Source organism: Streptomyces sp. NPDC001348 (genome assembly GCF_053597535.1).
Genome location: NZ_JBSFIK010000010.1, coordinates 1 through 18,523, shown reverse-complemented (window position 1 = coordinate 18,523; position 18,523 = coordinate 1). Strand labels below are relative to the sequence as shown.

The 18,523-nt window shown below is 71.6% G+C and carries 12 protein-coding genes and 1 pseudogene; 9 read left to right on the top strand and 4 right to left on the bottom strand.

Features of this window, described 5'->3' with window-relative positions; all coding sequences use genetic code 11:
* The 5 genes and pseudogenes from ACWC21_RS13185 to ACWC21_RS13165 all read left to right on the top strand — a co-directional run.
* Positions 1-333 (top strand): annotated as a pseudogene (locus ACWC21_RS13185) (carbohydrate ABC transporter permease); the annotation flags it as partial.
* Positions 334-623: 290 nt separating this feature from the next.
* A complete protein-coding gene (locus ACWC21_RS13180) occupies positions 624-2,825 on the top strand; it encodes a 1,4-beta-glucanase (protein ID WP_450881106.1) in 2,202 nt (733 codons plus the stop codon).
* The gene (locus tag ACWC21_RS13175; RefSeq protein ID WP_450881104.1) at positions 2,825-4,792 is read left to right on the top strand and encodes a beta-galactosidase; all 1,968 of its coding nucleotides are present in this window, start codon (positions 2,825-2,827) and stop codon (positions 4,790-4,792) included. Before ACWC21_RS13180 ends, ACWC21_RS13175 begins: the two co-directional genes overlap by 1 nt.
* Entirely contained in the window at positions 4,789-6,999 is a 2,211-nt protein-coding gene (locus ACWC21_RS13170; protein WP_450881102.1) for a glycosyl hydrolase family 95 catalytic domain-containing protein, read from the top strand. The genes ACWC21_RS13175 and ACWC21_RS13170 overlap by 4 nt, the downstream gene beginning before the upstream one ends.
* A 34-nt stretch (positions 7,000-7,033) precedes the next feature.
* Positions 7,034-7,747, top strand: coding sequence for a glycoside hydrolase family 12 protein (locus tag ACWC21_RS13165; protein WP_450881100.1), 714 nt, complete (start codon positions 7,034-7,036; stop codon positions 7,745-7,747).
* A gap of 4 nt (positions 7,748-7,751) precedes the next feature.
* Here ACWC21_RS13165 and ACWC21_RS13160 read toward each other — a convergent pair whose 3' ends face one another.
* The 3 genes from ACWC21_RS13160 to ACWC21_RS13150 all read right to left on the bottom strand — a co-directional run bounded on the left by ACWC21_RS13160 (position 7,752) and on the right by ACWC21_RS13150 (position 12,239).
* Positions 7,752-8,939 (bottom strand): sulfotransferase family protein, encoded by a 1,188-nt coding sequence (locus tag ACWC21_RS13160; protein ID WP_450881098.1) that lies wholly within the window; start codon positions 8,937-8,939, stop codon positions 7,752-7,754.
* Positions 8,940-9,039: 100 nt separating this feature from the next.
* Entirely contained in the window at positions 9,040-11,139 is a 2,100-nt protein-coding gene (locus ACWC21_RS13155) for a glycoside hydrolase family 31 protein (protein ID WP_450881096.1), read from the bottom strand.
* Between the two features lie 86 nt (positions 11,140-11,225).
* Complete coding sequence (locus tag ACWC21_RS13150) at positions 11,226-12,239, bottom strand: LacI family DNA-binding transcriptional regulator (protein ID WP_450881094.1); 1,014 nt, start codon at positions 12,237-12,239, stop codon at positions 11,226-11,228.
* Between the two features lie 691 nt (positions 12,240-12,930).
* On the opposite strand from ACWC21_RS13150, the gene ACWC21_RS13145 reads away from it, so the two are divergent.
* Positions 12,931-14,901 carry an acyl-CoA dehydrogenase family protein gene (locus ACWC21_RS13145; protein WP_450881092.1) on the top strand — a complete coding sequence of 657 codons (1,971 nt, stop codon included), beginning with the start codon at positions 12,931-12,933 and terminating at the stop codon, positions 14,899-14,901.
* Positions 14,902-14,939: 38 nt separating this feature from the next.
* Here the strand turns inward: ACWC21_RS13145 and ACWC21_RS13140 are convergent, their stop codons facing one another.
* Positions 14,940-15,389, bottom strand: coding sequence for a lamin tail domain-containing protein (locus ACWC21_RS13140; protein WP_450881404.1), 450 nt, complete (start codon positions 15,387-15,389; stop codon positions 14,940-14,942).
* Between the two features lie 196 nt (positions 15,390-15,585).
* Here ACWC21_RS13140 and dxr point away from each other — a divergent pair, with 196 nt between their 5' ends.
* From dxr to ACWC21_RS13125, 3 genes are all read left to right on the top strand, one after another.
* Positions 15,586-16,857 (top strand): 1-deoxy-D-xylulose-5-phosphate reductoisomerase, encoded by a 1,272-nt coding sequence (gene dxr / locus ACWC21_RS13135; RefSeq protein WP_450881090.1) that lies wholly within the window; start codon positions 15,586-15,588, stop codon positions 16,855-16,857.
* 8 nt (positions 16,858-16,865) lie between these two features.
* Complete coding sequence (locus ACWC21_RS13130; protein ID WP_450881402.1) at positions 16,866-18,155, top strand: M50 family metallopeptidase; 1,290 nt, start codon at positions 16,866-16,868, stop codon at positions 18,153-18,155.
* 205 nt (positions 18,156-18,360) lie between these two features.
* A partial coding sequence (locus ACWC21_RS13125; protein WP_450881400.1) for a flavodoxin-dependent (E)-4-hydroxy-3-methylbut-2-enyl-diphosphate synthase occupies positions 18,361-18,523 on the top strand: 163 nt, incomplete at its 3' end.

Genomic DNA, 18,523 nt, shown 5'->3' with positions numbered 1-18,523 from the left:
AGGATCCTCTGGCAGATCGTCATGCCGCTGTCACGCGCCGTCCTCGCGGTGATCACGCTGTTCTACGCCGTCGGGTACTGGAGCGCCTGGTTCAACGCCTCGCTCTACCTGAACGACCAGGACAAGATGCCGCTGCAGAACGTCATGATCCAGCTCGTGCAGAGGCAGCAGCAGCCGGTCGGTCTCGGACAGGCCATCAGAACCGGTCAGTTGTCGGCGCTGGCCATCCAGATGGCGGTCATGGTGATGGCGCTGCTGCCTGTCGCTGTCCTGTCGCCCTTCGTCCAGAAGCACTTCAAGAAGGGGATGCTGACGGGGGCGGTGAAGGGCTGACCCCCGAGCCCTGCTACTCGCCGTAGGGGTGACTGTCTTCTTTCGACCGCTGCGCCGTCGTGGCTGGTCGCGCAGTTCCCCCCGCCCCTACGGCGTTGCACTTGCCGCATGCCTCAGCTGCGGGCAGTCGTGCCTCCCCCAGTGCCTCAAGGGCCTGGGGGGACCCCCAGGGCGGCACGGGTGGGCGCAGCGGCACCCCGTAAGCGCCGGGCTGAGCGTCCCCCTGGCCCAGCACCGACCCCGGTGCCCCCTTAACTCCGCCCCCCGTCCTCAACCCGCCGAGGTCCCCCATGCCCGCCTCCCCCCTCAGCCGCCGAGCCGTACTCGCCGGAACGGCAGCCGCAGCCGCCCTGACGGCGATCCCCGCGCTCCCGGGCAACGCCCAATCCGCCCAAGCCGCCGAAGCCCAGCCGCCCGCGTACCGCTGGCGCAACGCGGTGATAGGCGGCACCGGATTCGTCACCGGCGTCCTGTTCCACCCCACCGTCCGCGGCCTCGCCTACGCCCGTACCGACATCGGCGGCGCCTACCGCTGGGACGACCACCGCTCCCGCTGGATCCCGCTGATCGACCACATCGGCTGGGACGACTGGAACCTGCTCGGCGTCGAGGCCATGGCCGTCGACCCCGCGCACCCCGGCCGCCTGTACCTCGCCCTCGGCACCTACACCCAGCCCTGGGCGGGCAACGGCGCCGTCCTGCGCTCCGAGGACCGCGGTGCCACCTGGTCCCGCACCGACCTGTCGGTGAAGCTGGGCGCCAACGAGGACGGCAGGGGAGCGGGCGAGCGGCTGCTCGTCGACCCTCGCGACAGCGACACCCTGTGGCTGGGCACCCGGCACGACGGACTGCTGAAGTCCACGGACCGGGGCGCCACCTGGGCAGCGGCCGGCGGCTTCCCGGCGACCCCCAGCTCCTCCGGGCAGGGCGTCACCTTCCTGGTCGCCGCGGGGCGTGCCGTCTACGCCGGCTGGGGTGACGGCGGCGGCAGCACCGCCAACCTGTACCGCACGACGAACGGCACGACCTGGGAGGCGGTCCCCGGGCAGCCCTCCGGCACACCCACCGGCGTGCCGATCCGCGCCGCGTACGACCGGCACGCCCATGAGCTGTACGTGACGTACGCCGACGCCCCCGGGCCGGGCGGGCAGACCGACGGCAGCGTGCACAGGCTGAACACCGCGAAGGACACGTGGACCGACGTCACCCCGGTGAAACCGGAGGGTACGGACACCTTCGGGTACGGCGGCGTCGCCGTCGACGCCCGCCGGGCCGGCACCGTCGTGGTCTCCACCAACAACCGCTGGTCGGCCGTGGACACCCTGTTCCGCACCACGGACGGGGGCCGTACCTGGGAGTCCCTCAAGGACAGGGCCGTACTCGACGTCTCCGAGACCCCTTTCCTCACGTTCGGCGCGGACGAGCCGAAGTTCGGCTGGTGGATCCAGGCGGTCGCCGTCGACCCGTACGACTCCCGGCACGTCGTCTACGGCACCGGCGCGACCCTCTACGGCACCCGCGACCTGAAGCACTGGGCCCCACGGACCCGCGGCCTGGAGGAGACGTCCGTACGCCTGCTGATCTCGCCGCCGACCGGGACGGCGCATCTGATCAGCGGGTCCGGGGACATCGGGGTGATGCACCACGAGCGGCTCACCGCGTCCCCGTCCCGCGGCATGGCGACCGATCCCGTGTTCGGGACGGCGACCGGCCTCGCGCAGGCCGCGAGGAAGCCGTCGTACGTCGTCCGCACGGGCTTCGGCGACCACGGCAACGGCGCCTTCTCCGACGACGGCGGGAAGACCTGGGCCCCCTTCGCCGCCCAGCCCGCCCTCGCCAAGGACGCTCCGGGACCGATCGCCGTCAACGCCGACGGCAGTGTGCTGCTGTGGACCTTCGTGCACTGGGACGGCACCGAATACCCGGCGCAGCGCTCGACGGACAACGGTGCGACCTGGGCCGAGATCCCCACTTTCCCCAAGGGTGCCACACCGGTGGCCGACCCGGCCGATCCGACGCGCTTCTACACGTTCGACACCGACACGGGCACGGTGTACACCAGCTCCGACGGCGGCCTGACGTTCACCGAGGGGGCCGCCGGGCTGCCGTCCGGTGACAGCCAGTTCAAGCTGGCCGCCGCGCCCGGCCGCTCCGGTGACCTGTGGCTGAGCACCAAGGGGAACGGGCTGTACCGCTCCACCGACGGCGGCGCCACCTTCTCCAGGATCACCGGCTGCCGGGCCTCGTACGTCCTCGGGTTCGGCAAGGCCGCCGACGCCGGCGGCTACCCGGCGGTCTACCAGGTCGGCGCCACCGGCGACGGCACCGCGGTGCTGCGCTCCGACGACGAGGCGAAGACCTGGGTACGGATCAACGACGACGCCCACCAGTGGGGCTTCACCGGTGACGCCATCACCGGTGACCCGCGCGTCCACGGCCGTGTCTACCTGGCCACGAACGGACGCGGCATCCAGTACGGGGAGCCCGCCTGATGCCGGACCTCGGTGCCGCCACCGGAGGGCGGATCCTCTTCGGCGGGGACTACAACCCGGAACAGTGGCCGCGGGAGACCTGGCCCGAGGACGTCCGCCTGATGCGGGACGCCGGGGTCAACTCCGTGACCCTCGGAGTCTTCTCCTGGGCGAAGCTCGAACCCCACCCGGGCGCCAGGGAGTTCGGCTGGCTGGACGCACTGATGGACCTGATGCACGACAGCGGCATCGGCGTCGTCCTCGCCACCCCCACGTCCTCGCCCCCGCCCTGGATGGGCCGGCTGCACCCCGACACCCTGCCCCGCACCGAGGACGGCCGCACCGAGTGGTGGGGCGGCCGCCAGCACTTCTCGCACTCCAGCGCCACCTACCGCCGCTACGCCGCCGCCATCACCGAGGACCTCGCCGCCCGCTACGGCGGCCACCCGGCCCTCAGGATGTGGCACATCAACAACGAGTACTGCACCTTCGACCACGGCGACGAGGCGGCGGCGGCCTTCCGCCGCTGGCTGCGGCAGCGGTACGGCACGCTCGAAGCGCTCAACACCGCCTGGGGCACGGCCTTCTGGAGCCAGGGCTACGACAGCTGGGACGGCATCCTGCCGGCCCGGCAGCCCCACTACATGAAGAATCCCACCCAGGTGCTGGACTTCCGGCGCTTCACCTCCGACATGCTCCTGGAGTGCTACCTCGCCGAGCGGGACATCGTCCGCCGGCACACCCCGCACATCCCGGTCACCACCAACTTCATGCCGCTGTGGTCCGGGCAGGACGCGTGGCGCTGGGCCGAGGAGGAGGACGTCGTCTCCGTCGACCTCTACCCCGACCCGCGCGACCCGCTCGGCGCCCAGCACGGCGCACTGGTGCAGGACATGACCCGCTCGCAGGCCCGCGGCCCCTGGATGCTCATGGAACAGGCGACGGGCCCGGTCAACTGGCGGGGCGTGAACCACCCGAAGCCCAGGGGACTCAACCGGCTGTGGTCCCTGCAGGCCGTCGCCCGCGGCGCGGACGCCGTCTGCTACTTCCAGTGGCGCCAGTCCCGGCAGGGAGCGGAGAAGTTCCACTCCGGGATGGTCAGCCACGCGGGAGAGGAGGGCCGTACCTTCCAGGAGGTCAAGCGACTCGGCGCCGACCTCGCCCGCATCGGCGGGTACGTGACCGGCACCGCCGTCCGGGCGGACGTCGCGATCCTGCACGACTGGCACGCCTGGTGGGCCGGCGCCCAGGACGGCCGCCCGTCCACCGAGGTCGACCAGCCGACCGTCCTCCACGCCTGGCACCGCGCCCTGTGGGAGTCCCGCCTCACCACGGACTTCGCCCATCCCGAGCACGACCTGTCCGCCTACAAGTTCGTCGCTCTGCCGCAGCTCTACCTCCTCACGGACACGGCGATCGACAATCTCCTCGGCTACGTCCACGGCGGCGGCACCCTCGTCTGCGGCTTCCACACCGCGGTCGCCGACGAGGACGACCGGGTGCGCCCCGGCGGCATGGACGCCCGGCTGCGGGAACTGTTCGGCATCCGCACGCTGCACGAGTGGTGGCCGCTGGACCCGGGGGAGAGCGTCGAGTGCGAGGGCTTCCGGGGGACGCTGTGGTCGGAGGAGATCGAGGCCGCCGGCACCGCCGACGAGACCATCCCGTACAAGGGCGGCGAACTCGACGGACTCCCGGCCGTGCTGCGCAGGGGCCGCGCCTGGTACGTCTCCACCCTCCCGGAGCCGGAGGCGCTGCGTGCCCTGCTCGCCCGGATCACCGGTGGGGCCGGGGTCCGCCCGGCGCTCGACGGGCTGCCCGAAGGGGTCGAGGCCGTGCGGCGCGGGGAGTCGCTGTTCCTGCTCAACCACCGGCGTGACCCGGTGACCGTCGAGGTGCCCGGCACCCATCACGACCTGCTCACCGGTGGGGCGATCAGCGACCGGATCACCCTCGGACGCTACGGAGCGGCGGTACTCCGGACATGACCCACGAACCCGTGCACGGAACCTGGGAACCCCTCCCGGCCGCCCGCTGGGAGGACGGCTTCCTGAGCGGCAACGGCCACCACGGCGCCCTGGTGTTCGGCGACACGGACGACGACCGGGTCATCGTCACCCATCACACCCTGGTCCGCCCCAACGGGGGCGAACACGCCCGCCCGCCCCGGCTCGCCGCAAAACTCCCCGCCCTGCAGGAGAGGTTGCTGGCCGGCGACCTCACCGCGGCCGAGGACTTCACCGACGGCCGCCCACTGCAGTGGGTGCAGCCCTTCCACCCCGCCTTCCAGACCCGGCTGCGGCGGTCCCCCGGCGGGAGAACCGACGACCACCCCGGCTACCGGCGCTCCGTGGACTTCACCACCGGCGAGACGACCGCCGCCCACGGGGACCGGACCAGCCGCGTCTTCGTCTCCCGCGCCGACGACATCATCGTCCAGTCCGTCACGGCGCCCGGTCCCACGCTCGACATCGGCCTCGACCCCCGCCTGCCCAACACGCCCGACGGACTGGGCGTCGACCACGGGGCACTCCTCACCGCCGAGGGCGCCCTGCTCACCCTGCGCGTCCGCTACCCGGACAGCGACCGGGCCTACACGGGACTGACCCTCGTCGTCGTCACGGGAGGCACCACGGCACTCGCCCCGCACGGCGTACGGGTCACGGGCGCCGCATCGGTCCTGCTCCTCACCCGGGTCCGCCGCCACACGGGTGAGCCGGACGCCGCGGCGGAGGCCCAGGAGCTCAGGGACCGGTGGGGCGGGCGGTCCCACGACGCCCTCCTCGCCCGCCACCTCCCCCTGCACCGCACCGCCCACGACCGGGTCACCCTCGACCTCGCCGCCGACCCCGCCGAACGCGCGCTGCCCGGCTCGGCGCTGCTGGAGCGCCCGCACAGCACCGCGCTCCTGGAACGTCTCTTCGCGGCCGGCCGCTACCACCTGCTGTCCGCCTCCGGCATGAACCCGCCCCGGCTCACCGGACTGTGGACCGGCGACTGGGACACCGCCTGGTCCGGGGCGTTCACCAACGACGCCAACCTCAACCTCCAGACCGCCTCCGCACCGGCCGCCGCTCTGCCGGAGGTGACGGAAGCGCTCGCCGGCCTCGTCCAGCGGCAACTGCCCGACTGGCGGGAGAACGCCAGGGCCGTCTTCGGCGCCCGCGGTGCCGTCGCCCCCGCGCACACCGACGGCGAGTCCGGGCTGGCGTACCACTTCAGCCGCGAATACCCGCTGCACCTGTGGACCGCGGGCGCCGACTGGCTGCTCAAACCCCTCGTCGACCAGGACGACATCCGAGGCGAACACGACCCGCGCACCGCGGCCGCCCTCGCCGAGGTCGCCCGCTTCTACGAGGACTTCCTCACCCGCACCGACGACGACGGCCACCTCGTCGTCGTCCCCTCCTACTCGCCCGAGAACCGGCCCGCGAACGCGAGCTGGGGCGCGATCAACGCGGCCATGGACCTCTCGGCGGCCCGGCACGCCCTGCTGACGGCGGCCGACTACCACCGGGGGACCCCCGAAGCCGACCGCTGGCACGCCCTCGCCGGGCGTCTCCCCTCCCACCGGACCAACGCCGACGGCGCCCTCGCCGAATGGGCCTGGCCGGGCCTGGACGACAGCTACGACCACCGTCACCTCAGCCACCTCTACGGCGTCTGGCCACTCGACGAGATCAACCCCTACGACACCCCGCGGCCGGCGGCCGCCGCCCACCGCGCCCTCGAACTGCGCGGCGCCGAGAACGACTCGGCCCACGGCCACCTCCACCACGCGCTGATCGCGGCCCGGCTCCGCGACGGCGACCGCGTCGCCCGGGCGCTCGCCGCCGTGCTGGAGGGCGACTTCTTCCACGCCTCCCTGATGAGCGCGCACTACCCCGGCCGTCGCGTCTACAACGCGGACGCCGCACACACCCTCCCCGCCGTGCTGATCGAGATGCTCGTGCAGTCGACCCCCGACCGGCTCGCCCTGCTGCCCGCCCTCCCGGCGGCCTGCCCCGAAGGCCGGCTCAGGGGCGTCCGCACACGGTTCGGGGCCGAGCTCGACCTCACCTGGAACCGCGAAACGGCCACCGCGGTGCTGCGCCCCACCCGCAGCCACCGCATCGAAGTCAGGACTTCCTCCGGCGCGCGGCCGCTCGACCTGGTCGCCGGAGAAGACCGCGTCCTCACCCTGGGGACGTGGTGACCCGCGCAATCCCCCCACCCATGGAAGGAACACCATGGCAACTCGCACGCTGCGCAGGATCACGATGGCCGTACTGGCCCCCGCGCTGGCCGTCGGCGCCACCGTAGGACTCGCCTCCGCACCCGCCTCGGCCGCTGTCTGGAACTCCTGCGACCAGTGGGGCAGCACCACGCTGAACGGCTACACGCTCTACAACGACATCTGGGGCTCCGGCGCCGGCAGCCAGTGCATCTGGGCCAACTCCGGCACCAACTGGGGCGTCTGGGCCAACCACCCGAACACCGGAGGGATCAAGTCCTACCCGAACGCCACGAAGGCGGTCAACAAGTCGATCACCTCGCTGTCCTCGCTCACCAGCAACTACAACGTCACGGTCCCGTCGTCCGGCGCGTACAACACGTCGTACGACATCTGGGACACCGCCCACCGGTACGAGATCATGCTCTGGGTCAACAAGACCGGAGCCGTCGGTCCCCTCGGCACCTCGCAGGGCAACGCGACGCTCGGCGGCCACACCTGGACCGTCTACAAGGGCAACAACGGCGCCAACGAGGTCTTCTCGTTCGTCCGGACCTCCAACTCCACCTCCGGCACGGTCGACGTGCTGCCGGTCCTGAAGTGGATCAAGGACACCAAGGGCTGGTTCGGCAACGTGACCATAGGTGACGTGCAGTTCGGCTTCGAGATCACGTCCTCGTCCGGTGGCCTGAACTTCACCACCAACAGCGAGAGCGTCAGCAGCAGCTGATCCGTCAGGCCCGGTCGACCTCCGCCCGGAGGGCGTTGTAGTCCGCGAAGGCCGCCGCGACGTCGTCGCGGGTCAGGCCGTACCGGGCGAGGTCGTACCGGTGCGGGCGGGCGTTCCCGGGGCGGGCGGTCACGGCGGGGAGCCGGGCCGCCTCCGCGTCGGTCCACGGGGCACCGACGGCCGCGTAGAGCTTCGGGGCGCCCGTGGCCGGCTCGCCGGCGAGCCAGGAGTAGGGCACGTCCACCAGGGCCTGCGGAGGGATGGCGGCACGGGAGGCGAGGCCGCGGGCCGCACTGCGGCTCAGCAGCTCCAGCCAGGTCGCGCCGATCCAGTGCGGGTCGAGAGGGCTGGTACTGACGGCCATGCCGTGTTCCACCAGGCTGCAGAACGACGCCACCACGGTCTCCGGGTCGCGGTGCGTCCACACGATCGTGGCGTCGGGGAAGACCGTGCGCAGTGCGTCCAGGTTCTCCAGGTGCAGGGGCGACTTCAGTATCCAGCGGCGGCGGGGGCGCCCGTACTGGAGCACCTGGTAGACCTGCTTGAGGTGGCGGTAGTCGGGCACGAAGTCCCGCGCGCCGTGCCAGGCCCGGTACCCGGGGACACGCGCCTGGGACAGCGGCATCACGGTGTGCGGCAGGGCGAAGGTGCACTCCTCGGGGCCCTCGGGGAGCAGACGGTGGATGTCGCGGAAGTGCGGCGCGAACAGGTCGATGGAGCCCACCAGCCGGCGTGCCGCCGTGATCGCCCGGTCCCGCTCGCCGGGGCCCCGGTACAGGCCCGGCGTGAGCAGCTCCCAGAGCAGCGGGCCGCGGTGCTCGCCGGAGAGCGACAGCACGCCGTGGGTGAGCGTGGTGGCGGTGCGGGGCAGGCCCACGACGAAAACCGGCCGTTCGACGGGCTCGTCCTCGATAGCCGGATGCTCGGCGATCAGCCGCCGGATCCGGGCGCGGGCGGCGAGGTGTCTGCCGACGTGTCCCCGCGCGGACAGCCAGCCCACCGGCGTGAGGTCCTCCGCCTGCGCCCAACATCGCAGCAGGTACCGGAAGTCGGCGACGAACCGCTCGTCGCCGTCCGCCTGCCCGGCCTCGGCCAGCAGTCGGTCGAACGCCCGGTCGGGCGTACGGCGGGAGCGGGCGCTGGGCCGGAGCAGCAGATTCGCCAGACCGAGGGCGAGGGGACCGGAGGACACGGGGGCGGACTCCTATCGCGGGGGACCGGGGGCAGCGAACCTACCCCCGGTAACCACCGTGCGACCCAACGGAGTTGAGACAATTCCGCTTCGGAGCCCGCTACGCCTGCTCCTGCTCCTGCTCCTGCTCCTGCTCCTGCTCCTGCTCCAGGATCGGCAGTGTCGCCCCGTCCCGCAGGAACAGCGGGATGCGGTCCAGCGGGGCGTCGACCGTCACGGTCGTGCCGCCGTCGTACGACTCACCGGTCCACGCGTCCGTCCAGCGGGCGCCAGCCGGGAGGTACGTCGAGCGGGCCGTGGCGCCGGCCGTCAGCACCGGGGCGACGAGCAGGTCCCGGCCGAGGAGGTAGGCGTCGTCCACCGACCAGGCCGGCTCGTCGTCCGGGAACTCCAGGAACAGCGGCCGCATCACCGGCAGCCCCTCCTCGTGGGCCTCCCTCATGACCCGCAGGACGTAAGGCTTCAGGCGCTCGCGCAGCCGCAGGTACCGTTCCAGGATCGCGCCGGACTCCTCCCCGTACGACCACACCTCGTTCGGGCCGCCGGTCATCTCCGGCCCCAGTTCCATGCCCGGGTCGCGGAACCCGTGCAGGCGCATCAGCGGGGACAGCGCCCCGAACTGGAACCAGCGGACCATCACCTCCCGGTACGCCGGGTCGTCCGGGTCGCCGCCGTGGAAGCCGCCGATGTCGGTGTTCCACCAGGGGATGCCGGACAGGGCCGTGTTGAGGCCGGCCGCGATCTGACGGCGCAGGGTCGGGAAGTCGGTGCCGATGTCACCTGACCACAGGGCGGCACCGTAGCGCTGACTGCCCGCCCACGCCGAGCGGTTGAGGGTGATCACCTCGTCCTCGCCGGAGGCCAGCAGGCCCTCGTGGAAGGCGCGGGCGTTCTCGGCCGGGTAGATGTTGCCGACCTCCAGGCCGGGGCCCGCCCAGTAGCGCAGGTTCTCCGCGAAGCCCGGCTTCAGCTCGGGCTCGCAGGCGTCCAGCCAGAAGGCCGTGATGCCGTACGGGACCAGGTAGTTGTCGCGGACCTTCGACCACACGAACTCCCGGGCCTCGGGGTTGGTGGCGTCGTAGAAGGCCACCTGGACGGTGGAGGCCACCTCCTTGTCCGGCCAGTCGGCGTGCGCCATCGGACCGTACTGGGTGCCGATGAAGTAGCCGCGCTGCTCCATCACCGGGTGGTTCTCCGACAGCGGGGACACCGACGGCCACACGGACACCACCAGCTTGACGCCCATCTCCGCCAGTTCGCGGACCATCGCCGCCGGGTCCGGCCACTCCTTCGGGTCGAACTTCCACTCGCCCAGGTGGGTCCAGTGGAAGAAGTCGCAGACGATCGCCGACAGCGGCAGACCCCGGCGCTTGTACTCCCTTGCCACGGCGAGGAGTTCGTCCTGGGTGCGGTAGCGCAGCTTGCACTGCCAGAAGCCCGCCGCCCACTCCGGGAGCATCGGTGTACGGCCGGTCACCGCGCTGTAGCGGCGCTGGCCGTCGGCCGGGGTGCCCGCGGTGATCCAGTAGTCGATCTGGCGGGCGGAGTCCGCCACCCAGCGGGTGCCGTTGTGCGCCAGCTCCACCCGGCCGATCGCCGGGTTGTTCCACAGCAGGGTGTAGCCGCGGCTCGAGGACAGCACCGGGATGCCGACCTCGGCGTTGCGCTGCACCAGATCGAGGACCAGGCCCTTCTGGTCGAGACGGCCGTGCTGGTGCTGGCCCAGGCCGAACAGCTTCTCGTCCTCGTAGGCGGCGAAGCGCTGCTCGAGGCGGTGGTGGCCGTTGCCGACCGCCGTGTACAGGCGGGAGCCCGGCCACCAGAAGTGGGCGCGCTCCTCGGCCAGCAGCTCGGACAGGTCGTCCGTGCGCAGGAACCGGATCAGGCCCTCGGCGCTGACCTCCACGGTCAGCGCGCCGACCGTCAGGCGGGCCTCCCCGTCCCCGGTCTTCACGGTGCTCCCGGTGGCGGGCGGCGCCGGGAGCAGGGCGCCCGGCAGCGCGTCGAGCACGGGGCCGCCCAGCCGGGCACGTACCCGGACCGCGTCCGGGCCCCAGGGCTCGATGCGCACCGTCTCCTGGCGGCCACTCCACTCCAGCGCCCCGTCCCGCTCGCGGAACGTGCCGACGGTGGGGGAGGACTGCGCGAGGCTGACCTTGGGCCGCGCTGCGGCAGGCTGGTTTTCGGCAGGCTGGTTCACAGGCTGGCTCCTGGGGTGCGGACGGGCATGCGGGCATGCGGGCATGGGGGTGCCCCGGGAGGGACGTTGCGGGGAACTCCGGTGGATCAGGAACCGGACGGCGCGGGGCCCGAGCTGGCCCGGGCGGTCAACTCGGGTGGGATCAGCACGACTTCGTCGCTGCCGCGGCCGTCGAGCTTGGCCACCAGGTGCTCCACGGCGTACCGGCCCATCTCCTGCGCGGGGATGGCGACCGACGTCAGGCGCACGGAGGCCTGGACGGCGACCTGCTCCGGGCAGATCCCGACCACCGACACGTCCTCGGGCACCGCCCGGCCCTGCTGGCGCAGCAGGGCGAGCAGCGGCTCGACGGCGGACTCGTTCTGCACCACGAACCCGGTGGTGCCGGGGCGCTCGTCGAGGATGCGGGCGAGGGTGACGGCCATCGCGTCGTACCCGCCCTCGCACGGGCGGTGCAGCGTGCGCACGCCCAGCTCCCGGGCCCGGGTGCGCAGGCCGTCGAGGGTGCGCTCGGCGAAACCGGTGTGCCGTTCGTAGACCGCGGGGGCCTCGCCGATGACCGCGACATCACGGTGGCCGAGCTTCGCCAGATGCTCCAGGCACAGTGCGCCGGTCGCCGCGAAGTCCAGGTCGACGCAGGTCAGGCCGGAGGTGTCGGCGGGCAGGCCGATGAGGACGCAGGGCTGGTCGGTCTGGCGCAGCAGCGGCAGCCGCTCGTCCTCCAGCTCGACGTCCATCAGGATCATCGCGTCGGCCAGTCCGCTGCCGGTGACCCGGCGCACCGCGTCGGGGCCCTCCTCGCCGGTGAGCAGCAGGACGTCGTAGCCGTGCGTACGGGCGGTGGTGGCCACCGCGATGGCGATCTCCATCATCACCGGTACGTACATGTCGGTGCGCAGCGGGATCATCAGGGCGATGATGTTCGACCTGTTGCTGGCCAGGGCGCGGGCGCCCGCGTTCGGGTGGTACCCGAGCTCCCGGATGCTCTGCTCGACCCGCTGCCGGGTGGTGGCGGAGATGGACCGCTTGCCGCTGAGGACATAGCTCACCGTGCTCGCCGAGACTCCGGCGTGCTGGGCGACCTCGGCGAGGGTGACCATCCAGCTCTCCAAGCTTTGTGAAGCGCTTCGACAGTGCGCGTGGTTGACAAGGGCAAGTGAGGGTGTACCGACAGTAGCTTCAGCGGGAGTGGGTGTCCATAGTCCGTCGAAGCGCTTCGACACCGATTTGTGGCCGATGCGGGGAGGGTGCGCGGGCGGCGGTACGGCAACCTTTCGGCCGGGCGACGACCGCACGGAGGCGGTACACGAACCGTCCCCCTGAAGAACCCCCGGCGCAACACCCGGACCGCACCTCCGACGGAGCGCGGGGCGCCCAGCGGGCGCGGCCGCCCACCGCGGGTTGCGGGGGCCGAGTCCCGCGCCCCCGCCGCGGGCAGCCCCCCACGCCGGCGGAAGTCCCACGGAGGTCCGAGGCGCGCGACCGGCCGGGGGTCCGGGGGCTTGGCCCTGGTGGGGGCGAAGGGACGGAGCCCCTGAGGGAGGGGAGGGCAGGGGCGGCGGGGGCGAGGAGACGGGCCGCCGGGACGCCCGACGCCGGCAACCCCCGCGAGGGAAACAGCGGCCGGACCGGCCGGATGCGCCGGACCGGCGGAGCCGCGAGGCAGGGGTTTGGGCCGAACGGACGCGCCAGGACTGGTGGGGGTGGCCCGTTTCGGGTACCAACGATCCAGTAGCACTGGTCGGTAACGAACGGTCCGCAATCATCCCTCTTCGCGGCGAGGTGAGCCTCATGTCCGCCCCCACCACCAAGAAACCCACCGTCACGGAACGCGAGGCCCGCCAGGTGGCCGAGGCCGCCCGGGAACAGGACTGGCGCAAGCCGAGCTTCGCCAAGGAACTGTTCCTCGGCCGCTTCCGGCTCGACCTGATCCACCCGCACCCGCTCCCCGCCGACGAGGACGCCCAGCGCGGCGAGGAGTTCCTCGCCAAACTGCGGGACTTCTGCGAGACGAAGATCGACGGCGCCCGGATCGAGCGGGACGCGCAGATCCCGGACGAGGTCATCGACGGGCTCAAGGAGCTCGGCGCACTCGGCATGAAGATCGACACCAAGTACGGCGGCCTCGGCCTGACCCAGGTCTACTACAACAAGGCCCTCGCCCTGGCCGGCTCCGCGAGCCCCGCGGTCGGCGCCCTGCTGTCGGCCCACCAGTCGATCGGCGTCCCGCAGCCCCTGAAGCTGTTCGGCACCCAGGAGCAGAAGGACACCTTCCTGCCCCGCTGCGCCCGCACCGACATCTCCGCCTTCCTCCTCACCGAGCCGGACGTCGGCTCCGACCCCGCCCGGCTGGCCACCACGGCAGTCCCCGACGATGGGGGCACCTCCCGCTCGAGCGGAGCCGAGAGTGGGGGAGACTACGTCCTCGACGGCGTGAAGCTCTGGACCACCAACGGGGTCGTCGCCGACCTGCTCGTCGTCATGGCCCGCGTGCCGAAGTCCGAGGGGCACAGGGGCGGGATCACCGCGTTCGTGGTCGAGGCCGCCTCGGAGGGCGTCACGGTCGAGAACCGCAACGCCTTCATGGGCCTGCGCGGCATCGAGAACGGCGTCACCCGCTTCCACCGGGTGCGCGTCCCCGCCGCCAACCGCATCGGCGAGGAGGGGGCGGGGCTGAAGATCGCCCTGACCACTCTGAACACCGGCCGTCTGTCGCTGCCCGCGATGTGCGCCGGCGCCGGCAAGTGGTGCCTGAAGATCGCCCGCGAGTGGTCGGCGGCCCGCGAGCAGTGGGGCAAGCCGGTCGCGCTGCACGAGGCGGTCGGCTCCAAGATCAGCTTCATCGCGGCCACCACCTTCGCCCTGGAGGCCGTGCTGGACCTGTCCAGCCAGATGGCCGACGAGAACCGCAACGACATCCGCATCGAGGCCGCCCTCGCCAAGCTGTACGGCTCCGAGATGGCCTGGCTGATGGCCGACGAACTGGTCCAGATCCGCGGCGGCCGCGGTTTCGAGACGGCCGCGTCGCTCGCGGCCCGCGGCGAGCGCGCCGTTCCCGCCGAGCAGATCCTGCGCGACCTGCGCATCAACCGGATCTTCGAGGGCTCCACCGAGATCATGCACCTGCTGATCGCGCGCGAGGCCGTCGACGCCCACCTGTCGGTCGCCGGTGACCTCATCGACCCCGACAAGACCCTCTCGGACAAGGCCAGGGCGGGCGCGAACGCCGGCGTCTTCTACGCCAAGTGGCTGCCGAAGCTGGTCGCGGGCCCGGGGCAGCTTCCCTCCTCGTACGGCGAGTTCAAGCACGAGGTGGACCTCTCCGGCCATCTGCGCTACGTCGAGCGGCACGCCCGAAAGCTCGCCCGGTCCACCTTCTACGCCATGTCCCGCTGGCAGGGCCGGATGGAGACCAAGCAGGGCTTCCTAGGCCGGATCGTGGACATCGGCGCCGAGCTGTTCGCGATGAGCGCGGCCTGCGTCCGGGCGGAGCTTCTGCGCAGCCAGGGCGACCACGGCCGCGAGGCCTATCAGCTCGCCGACGCCTTCTGCCGCCAGTCCCGCATCCGGGTCGAGGAGCTCTTCGGCCGGCTCTGGAACAACACCGACGACATCGACCGCAAGGTGGTCAAGGGCGTCCTCGGCGGTGCCTATGAGTGGCTGGAGCACGGAGTCGTCGACCCGTCCGGGGACGGCCCGTGGATCGCCGACGCGACCCCCGGACCGTCCCGGCGGGAGAACGTGCACCGTCCGGTGAGATGACCCGCCGGACGCCGAGCTGACCCGCCGGACGCGACGGGTCAGCAGTACTTGTCGCTCGGGTCCCGCGTCGTCCAGGAACAGGAGTCGACCTTGGTGCCGCTCGCCTTGGTCAGCGTGGCCGTGTCGCTGGTGTTGTTCCAGACGTAGGCACGGCGGTCCTGGTACTTGTTCGACGCGGTGTCCGAGCCTCGGCCGGTGTGGACCTTCATGGTCTTGCCCGCGCCGATCCTGACGTTCGGGAACACGTACTTGTGGTTCGAGGCGTCCTTGAGGATCCAGCCGTCGAGGGAGATCGCCGAGCCGCTGGTGTTCTTGATCTGCACCCACTCGGCGTTGAGGCTGGCGTTGGAACGGTCGTCCGAGCCGGGGCTGTCGAACCAGACGTGGTAGATGCTCACCCCGCCGGCGGCTTCGGCGGGCGTGCTGAGCAGGGTGCCGGCGAGCACGGCGGCGCCCGCGAGCGCGGGCAGAGCGGCGCGTATGCGCATGGAGAATCCCCCCAAGGTGTCGTCCACGGCCGGACGGCTCCATGTCGCCGCCCGGCCAGACAAGAAGTGTTATCACAGGATCTTCACTAGTACTTCACAAAGGGGATTTCGATCCATCCGGCGATGAGAGCTGATAAGACACCCACCCGAGGGACGCGCTGTCCTGCGGGCCGCCGGTTGCGGCAACAATGGAGGGATGACCGACAGTCCCGCCAGTCCGGCGCCCCTCGCCGACCCGCACCTCGTCCACGACCCTCTCGCGGGAGACGGTCCGAAGGACGTGGTGCTTCTCGGCTCCACCGGATCGATCGGCACCCAGGCCATCGACCTGGTGCTGCGCAACCCCGACCGCTTCCGGGTGACCGCCCTGTCCGCGAACGGCGGCCGGGTGACCCTCCTCGCCGAGCAGGCGCACCGGCTGCGGGTGCGGACCGTCGCGGTCGCCCGCGAGGACGTCGTACCGGCACTGCGCGAGGCGCTCGGCGCCCGGTACGGCGCGGGGGAACCGCTGCCCGAGATCCTCGCCGGGCCGGACGCCGCCACCCACGTCGCCGCATCCGACTGCCACACCGTGCTGAACGGCATCACCGGCTCCATCGGCCTGGCGCCCACCCTCGCCGCCCTGGAAGCCGGCCGCACCCTCGCGCTCGCCAACAAGGAGTCGCTCATCGTCGGCGGCCCGCTGGTCAAGGCGCTCGCCAAGCCGGGCCAGATCATCCCCGTCGACTCCGAGCACGCCGCGCTCTTCCAGGCACTGGCCGCCGGGACGAGGGCCGACGTGCGCAAGCTGGTCGTCACCGCCTCCGGCGGCCCCTTCCGCGGCCGCACGAAGGAACAGCTGGCCGATGTCACGGTCGAGGACGCCCTCGCGCACCCCACCTGGGCCATGGGCCCGGTGATCACGATCAACTCCGCGACGCTGGTGAACAAGGGCCTGGAGGTCATCGAGGCGCACCTCCTCTACGACATTCCCTTCGACCGCATTGAGGTGGTCGTGCATCCCCAGTCGTATGTCCACTCGATGGTTGAGTTCACGGACGGATCGACACTGGCCCAGGCGACGCCCCCGGACATGCGCGGGCCGATCGCCATCGGCCTCGGCTGGCCCGAACGGGTGCCCGACGCGGCGCCCACCTTCGACTGGAGCAAGGCCTCCACCTGGGAGTTCTTCCCGCTCGACAACGACGCCTTCCCCTCGGTGAACCTGGCGCGCCGCGTGGGAGAGCTCGCGGGCACGGCCCCGGCGGTGTTCAATGCGGCCAACGAGGAGTGCGTGGAGGCGTTCCGTACCGGTGCGCTGCCGTTCAACGGGATCATGGAGACCGTCACCAGGGTGGTGGAGGAGCACGGCACCCCCCGGACGGGAACCTCGCTCACGGTGTCGGACGTCCTCGAGGCGGAGACCTGGGCACGGGCCCGGGCCCGGGAACTGACAGCGCAGACGGCGACCGCGGAGGCGCGTGCATGACGACCCTGATGTTCATCCTCGGCATAGGCGTCTTCGCGCTCGGGCTGCTGGTCTCCATCGCCTGGCACGAGCTGGGACACCTCTCCACCGCCAAGCTCTTCGGTATCCGTGTGCCGCAGTACATGGTCGGCTTCGGCCCCACCGTCTGGTCGCGCAGGAAGGGCGAGACGGAGTACGGGTTCAAGGCGATCCCCATGGGCGGCTACATCCGTATGATCGGCATGTTCCCGCCCGGCGACGACGGCCGGATCACCGCGCGCTCCACCTCGCCGTGGCGCGGCATGATCGAGGACGCCCGCTCGGCCGCCTACGAGGAGCTCCAGCCGGGCGACGAGACCCGCCTGTTCTACACGCGTGCCCCGTGGAAGCGGGTCATCGTGATGTTCGCGGGCCCCTTCATGAACCTGATCCTCGCGGTGGTCCTGTTCCTCACGGTGCTGATGGGCTTCGGCATCACCCAGCAGACCACCACCGTCAGCTCGGTCTCCAAGTGCGTGATCTCCCAGACGCAGAACCGTGACACCTGCAAGAAGTCCGACCCCGTCTCCCCGGCCGCCGCCGCGGGCCTGCGGGCCGGCGACAAGATCGTCTCCTTCGACGGGGCCAGGACGGACAGCTGGAACAAGCTCTCCGACCTGATCCGGGCCAACCCCGGCAAGACCGTGCCCATCGTGGTCGAGCGGGGAGGCCACGAGGTCGCCCTGAAGGCGACGCTCGTCGAGAACCAGGTGGCGAAGAAGGACTCCCACGGGCAGATCGTCAACGGCTACACCAAGGCCGGCTTCCTCGGCTTCAGCGCCGCCAACGGTGTCGTGCGCCAGGACTTCGGCGAGTCGGTGACCTGGATGGGCGACCGCCTCGGCGAGGCCGTGGACTCCATCGCCGCGCTCCCCGGCAAGATCCCCGCTCTCTGGAACGCCGCCTTCAACGACGCCCCCCGTCAGCCCGACTCCCCGATGGGCGTGGTCGGCGCGGCCCGCGTCGGCGGTGAGATCTTCACCCTCGACATCCCGCCCACCCAGCAGCTGGCGATGTTCGTCATGCTGGTCGCCGGCTTCAACCTCTCCCTGTTCCTGTTCAACATGCTCCCGCTGCTCCCGCTCGACGGCGGCCACATCGCGGGCGCCCTGTGGGAGTCGCTGCGCCGGCACCTGGCGAAGGTGCTGCGCCGGCCGGACCCGGGCCCGTTCGACGTGGCGAAGCTGATGCCGGTGGCCTACGTGGTGGCCGGGATCTTCGTCTGCTTCACGATCCTGGTCCTGATCGCGGACGTGGTTAACCCGGTGAAAATCTCCTAGGCACGCAGCGTTTCCCGGCGGCCCGGAGCACGGGTCCCCCCGCTCGAGCGAAGCCGAGAGCGGGGGGAGATCCGGGCCGCCTCCTAACGAGTGGGTTTCCGGGTGGGATGTGCTGGCGCGTTCGACGGTGCCGTAATCTCGAATCCCGGAGCCCGCTGCCTGAACGGGACCGGATCATGATCCACGACTTGGGGTTGCACAGCAGATGACTGCGATTTCTCTCGGCATGCCGTCCGTTCCGACCAAGCTCGCCGAGCGCCGGAAGAGCCGGCAGATCCAGGTCGGAACCGTGGCGGTCGGCGGGGACGCGCCGGTGTCGGTGCAGTCGATGACGACGACGCGTACGTCCGATGTCGGTGCGACGCTGC

What these genes read in the sequence shown, in the direction of transcription:
- ACWC21_RS13180 (WP_450881106.1), top strand. Translation starts at nt 624, where the DNA reads ATGCCCGCCTCCCCCCTCAGCCGCCGAGCCGTACTCGCCGGAACGGCA.
- ACWC21_RS13175 (WP_450881104.1), top strand. Translation starts at nt 2,825, where the DNA reads ATGCCGGACCTCGGTGCCGCCACCGGAGGGCGGATCCTCTTCGGCGGG.
- ACWC21_RS13170 (WP_450881102.1), top strand. Translation starts at nt 4,789, where the DNA reads ATGACCCACGAACCCGTGCACGGAACCTGGGAACCCCTCCCGGCCGCC.
- ACWC21_RS13165 (WP_450881100.1), top strand. Translation starts at nt 7,034, where the DNA reads ATGGCAACTCGCACGCTGCGCAGGATCACGATGGCCGTACTGGCCCCC.
- ACWC21_RS13150 (WP_450881094.1), bottom strand. Translation starts at nt 12,239, where the DNA reads ATGGTCACCCTCGCCGAGGTCGCCCAGCACGCCGGAGTCTCGGCGAGC.
- ACWC21_RS13145 (WP_450881092.1), top strand. Translation starts at nt 12,931, where the DNA reads ATGTCCGCCCCCACCACCAAGAAACCCACCGTCACGGAACGCGAGGCC.
- ACWC21_RS13140 (WP_450881404.1), bottom strand. Translation starts at nt 15,389, where the DNA reads ATGCGCATACGCGCCGCTCTGCCCGCGCTCGCGGGCGCCGCCGTGCTC.
- dxr (WP_450881090.1), top strand. Translation starts at nt 15,586, where the DNA reads ATGACCGACAGTCCCGCCAGTCCGGCGCCCCTCGCCGACCCGCACCTC.
- ACWC21_RS13130 (WP_450881402.1), top strand. Translation starts at nt 16,866, where the DNA reads ATGTTCATCCTCGGCATAGGCGTCTTCGCGCTCGGGCTGCTGGTCTCC.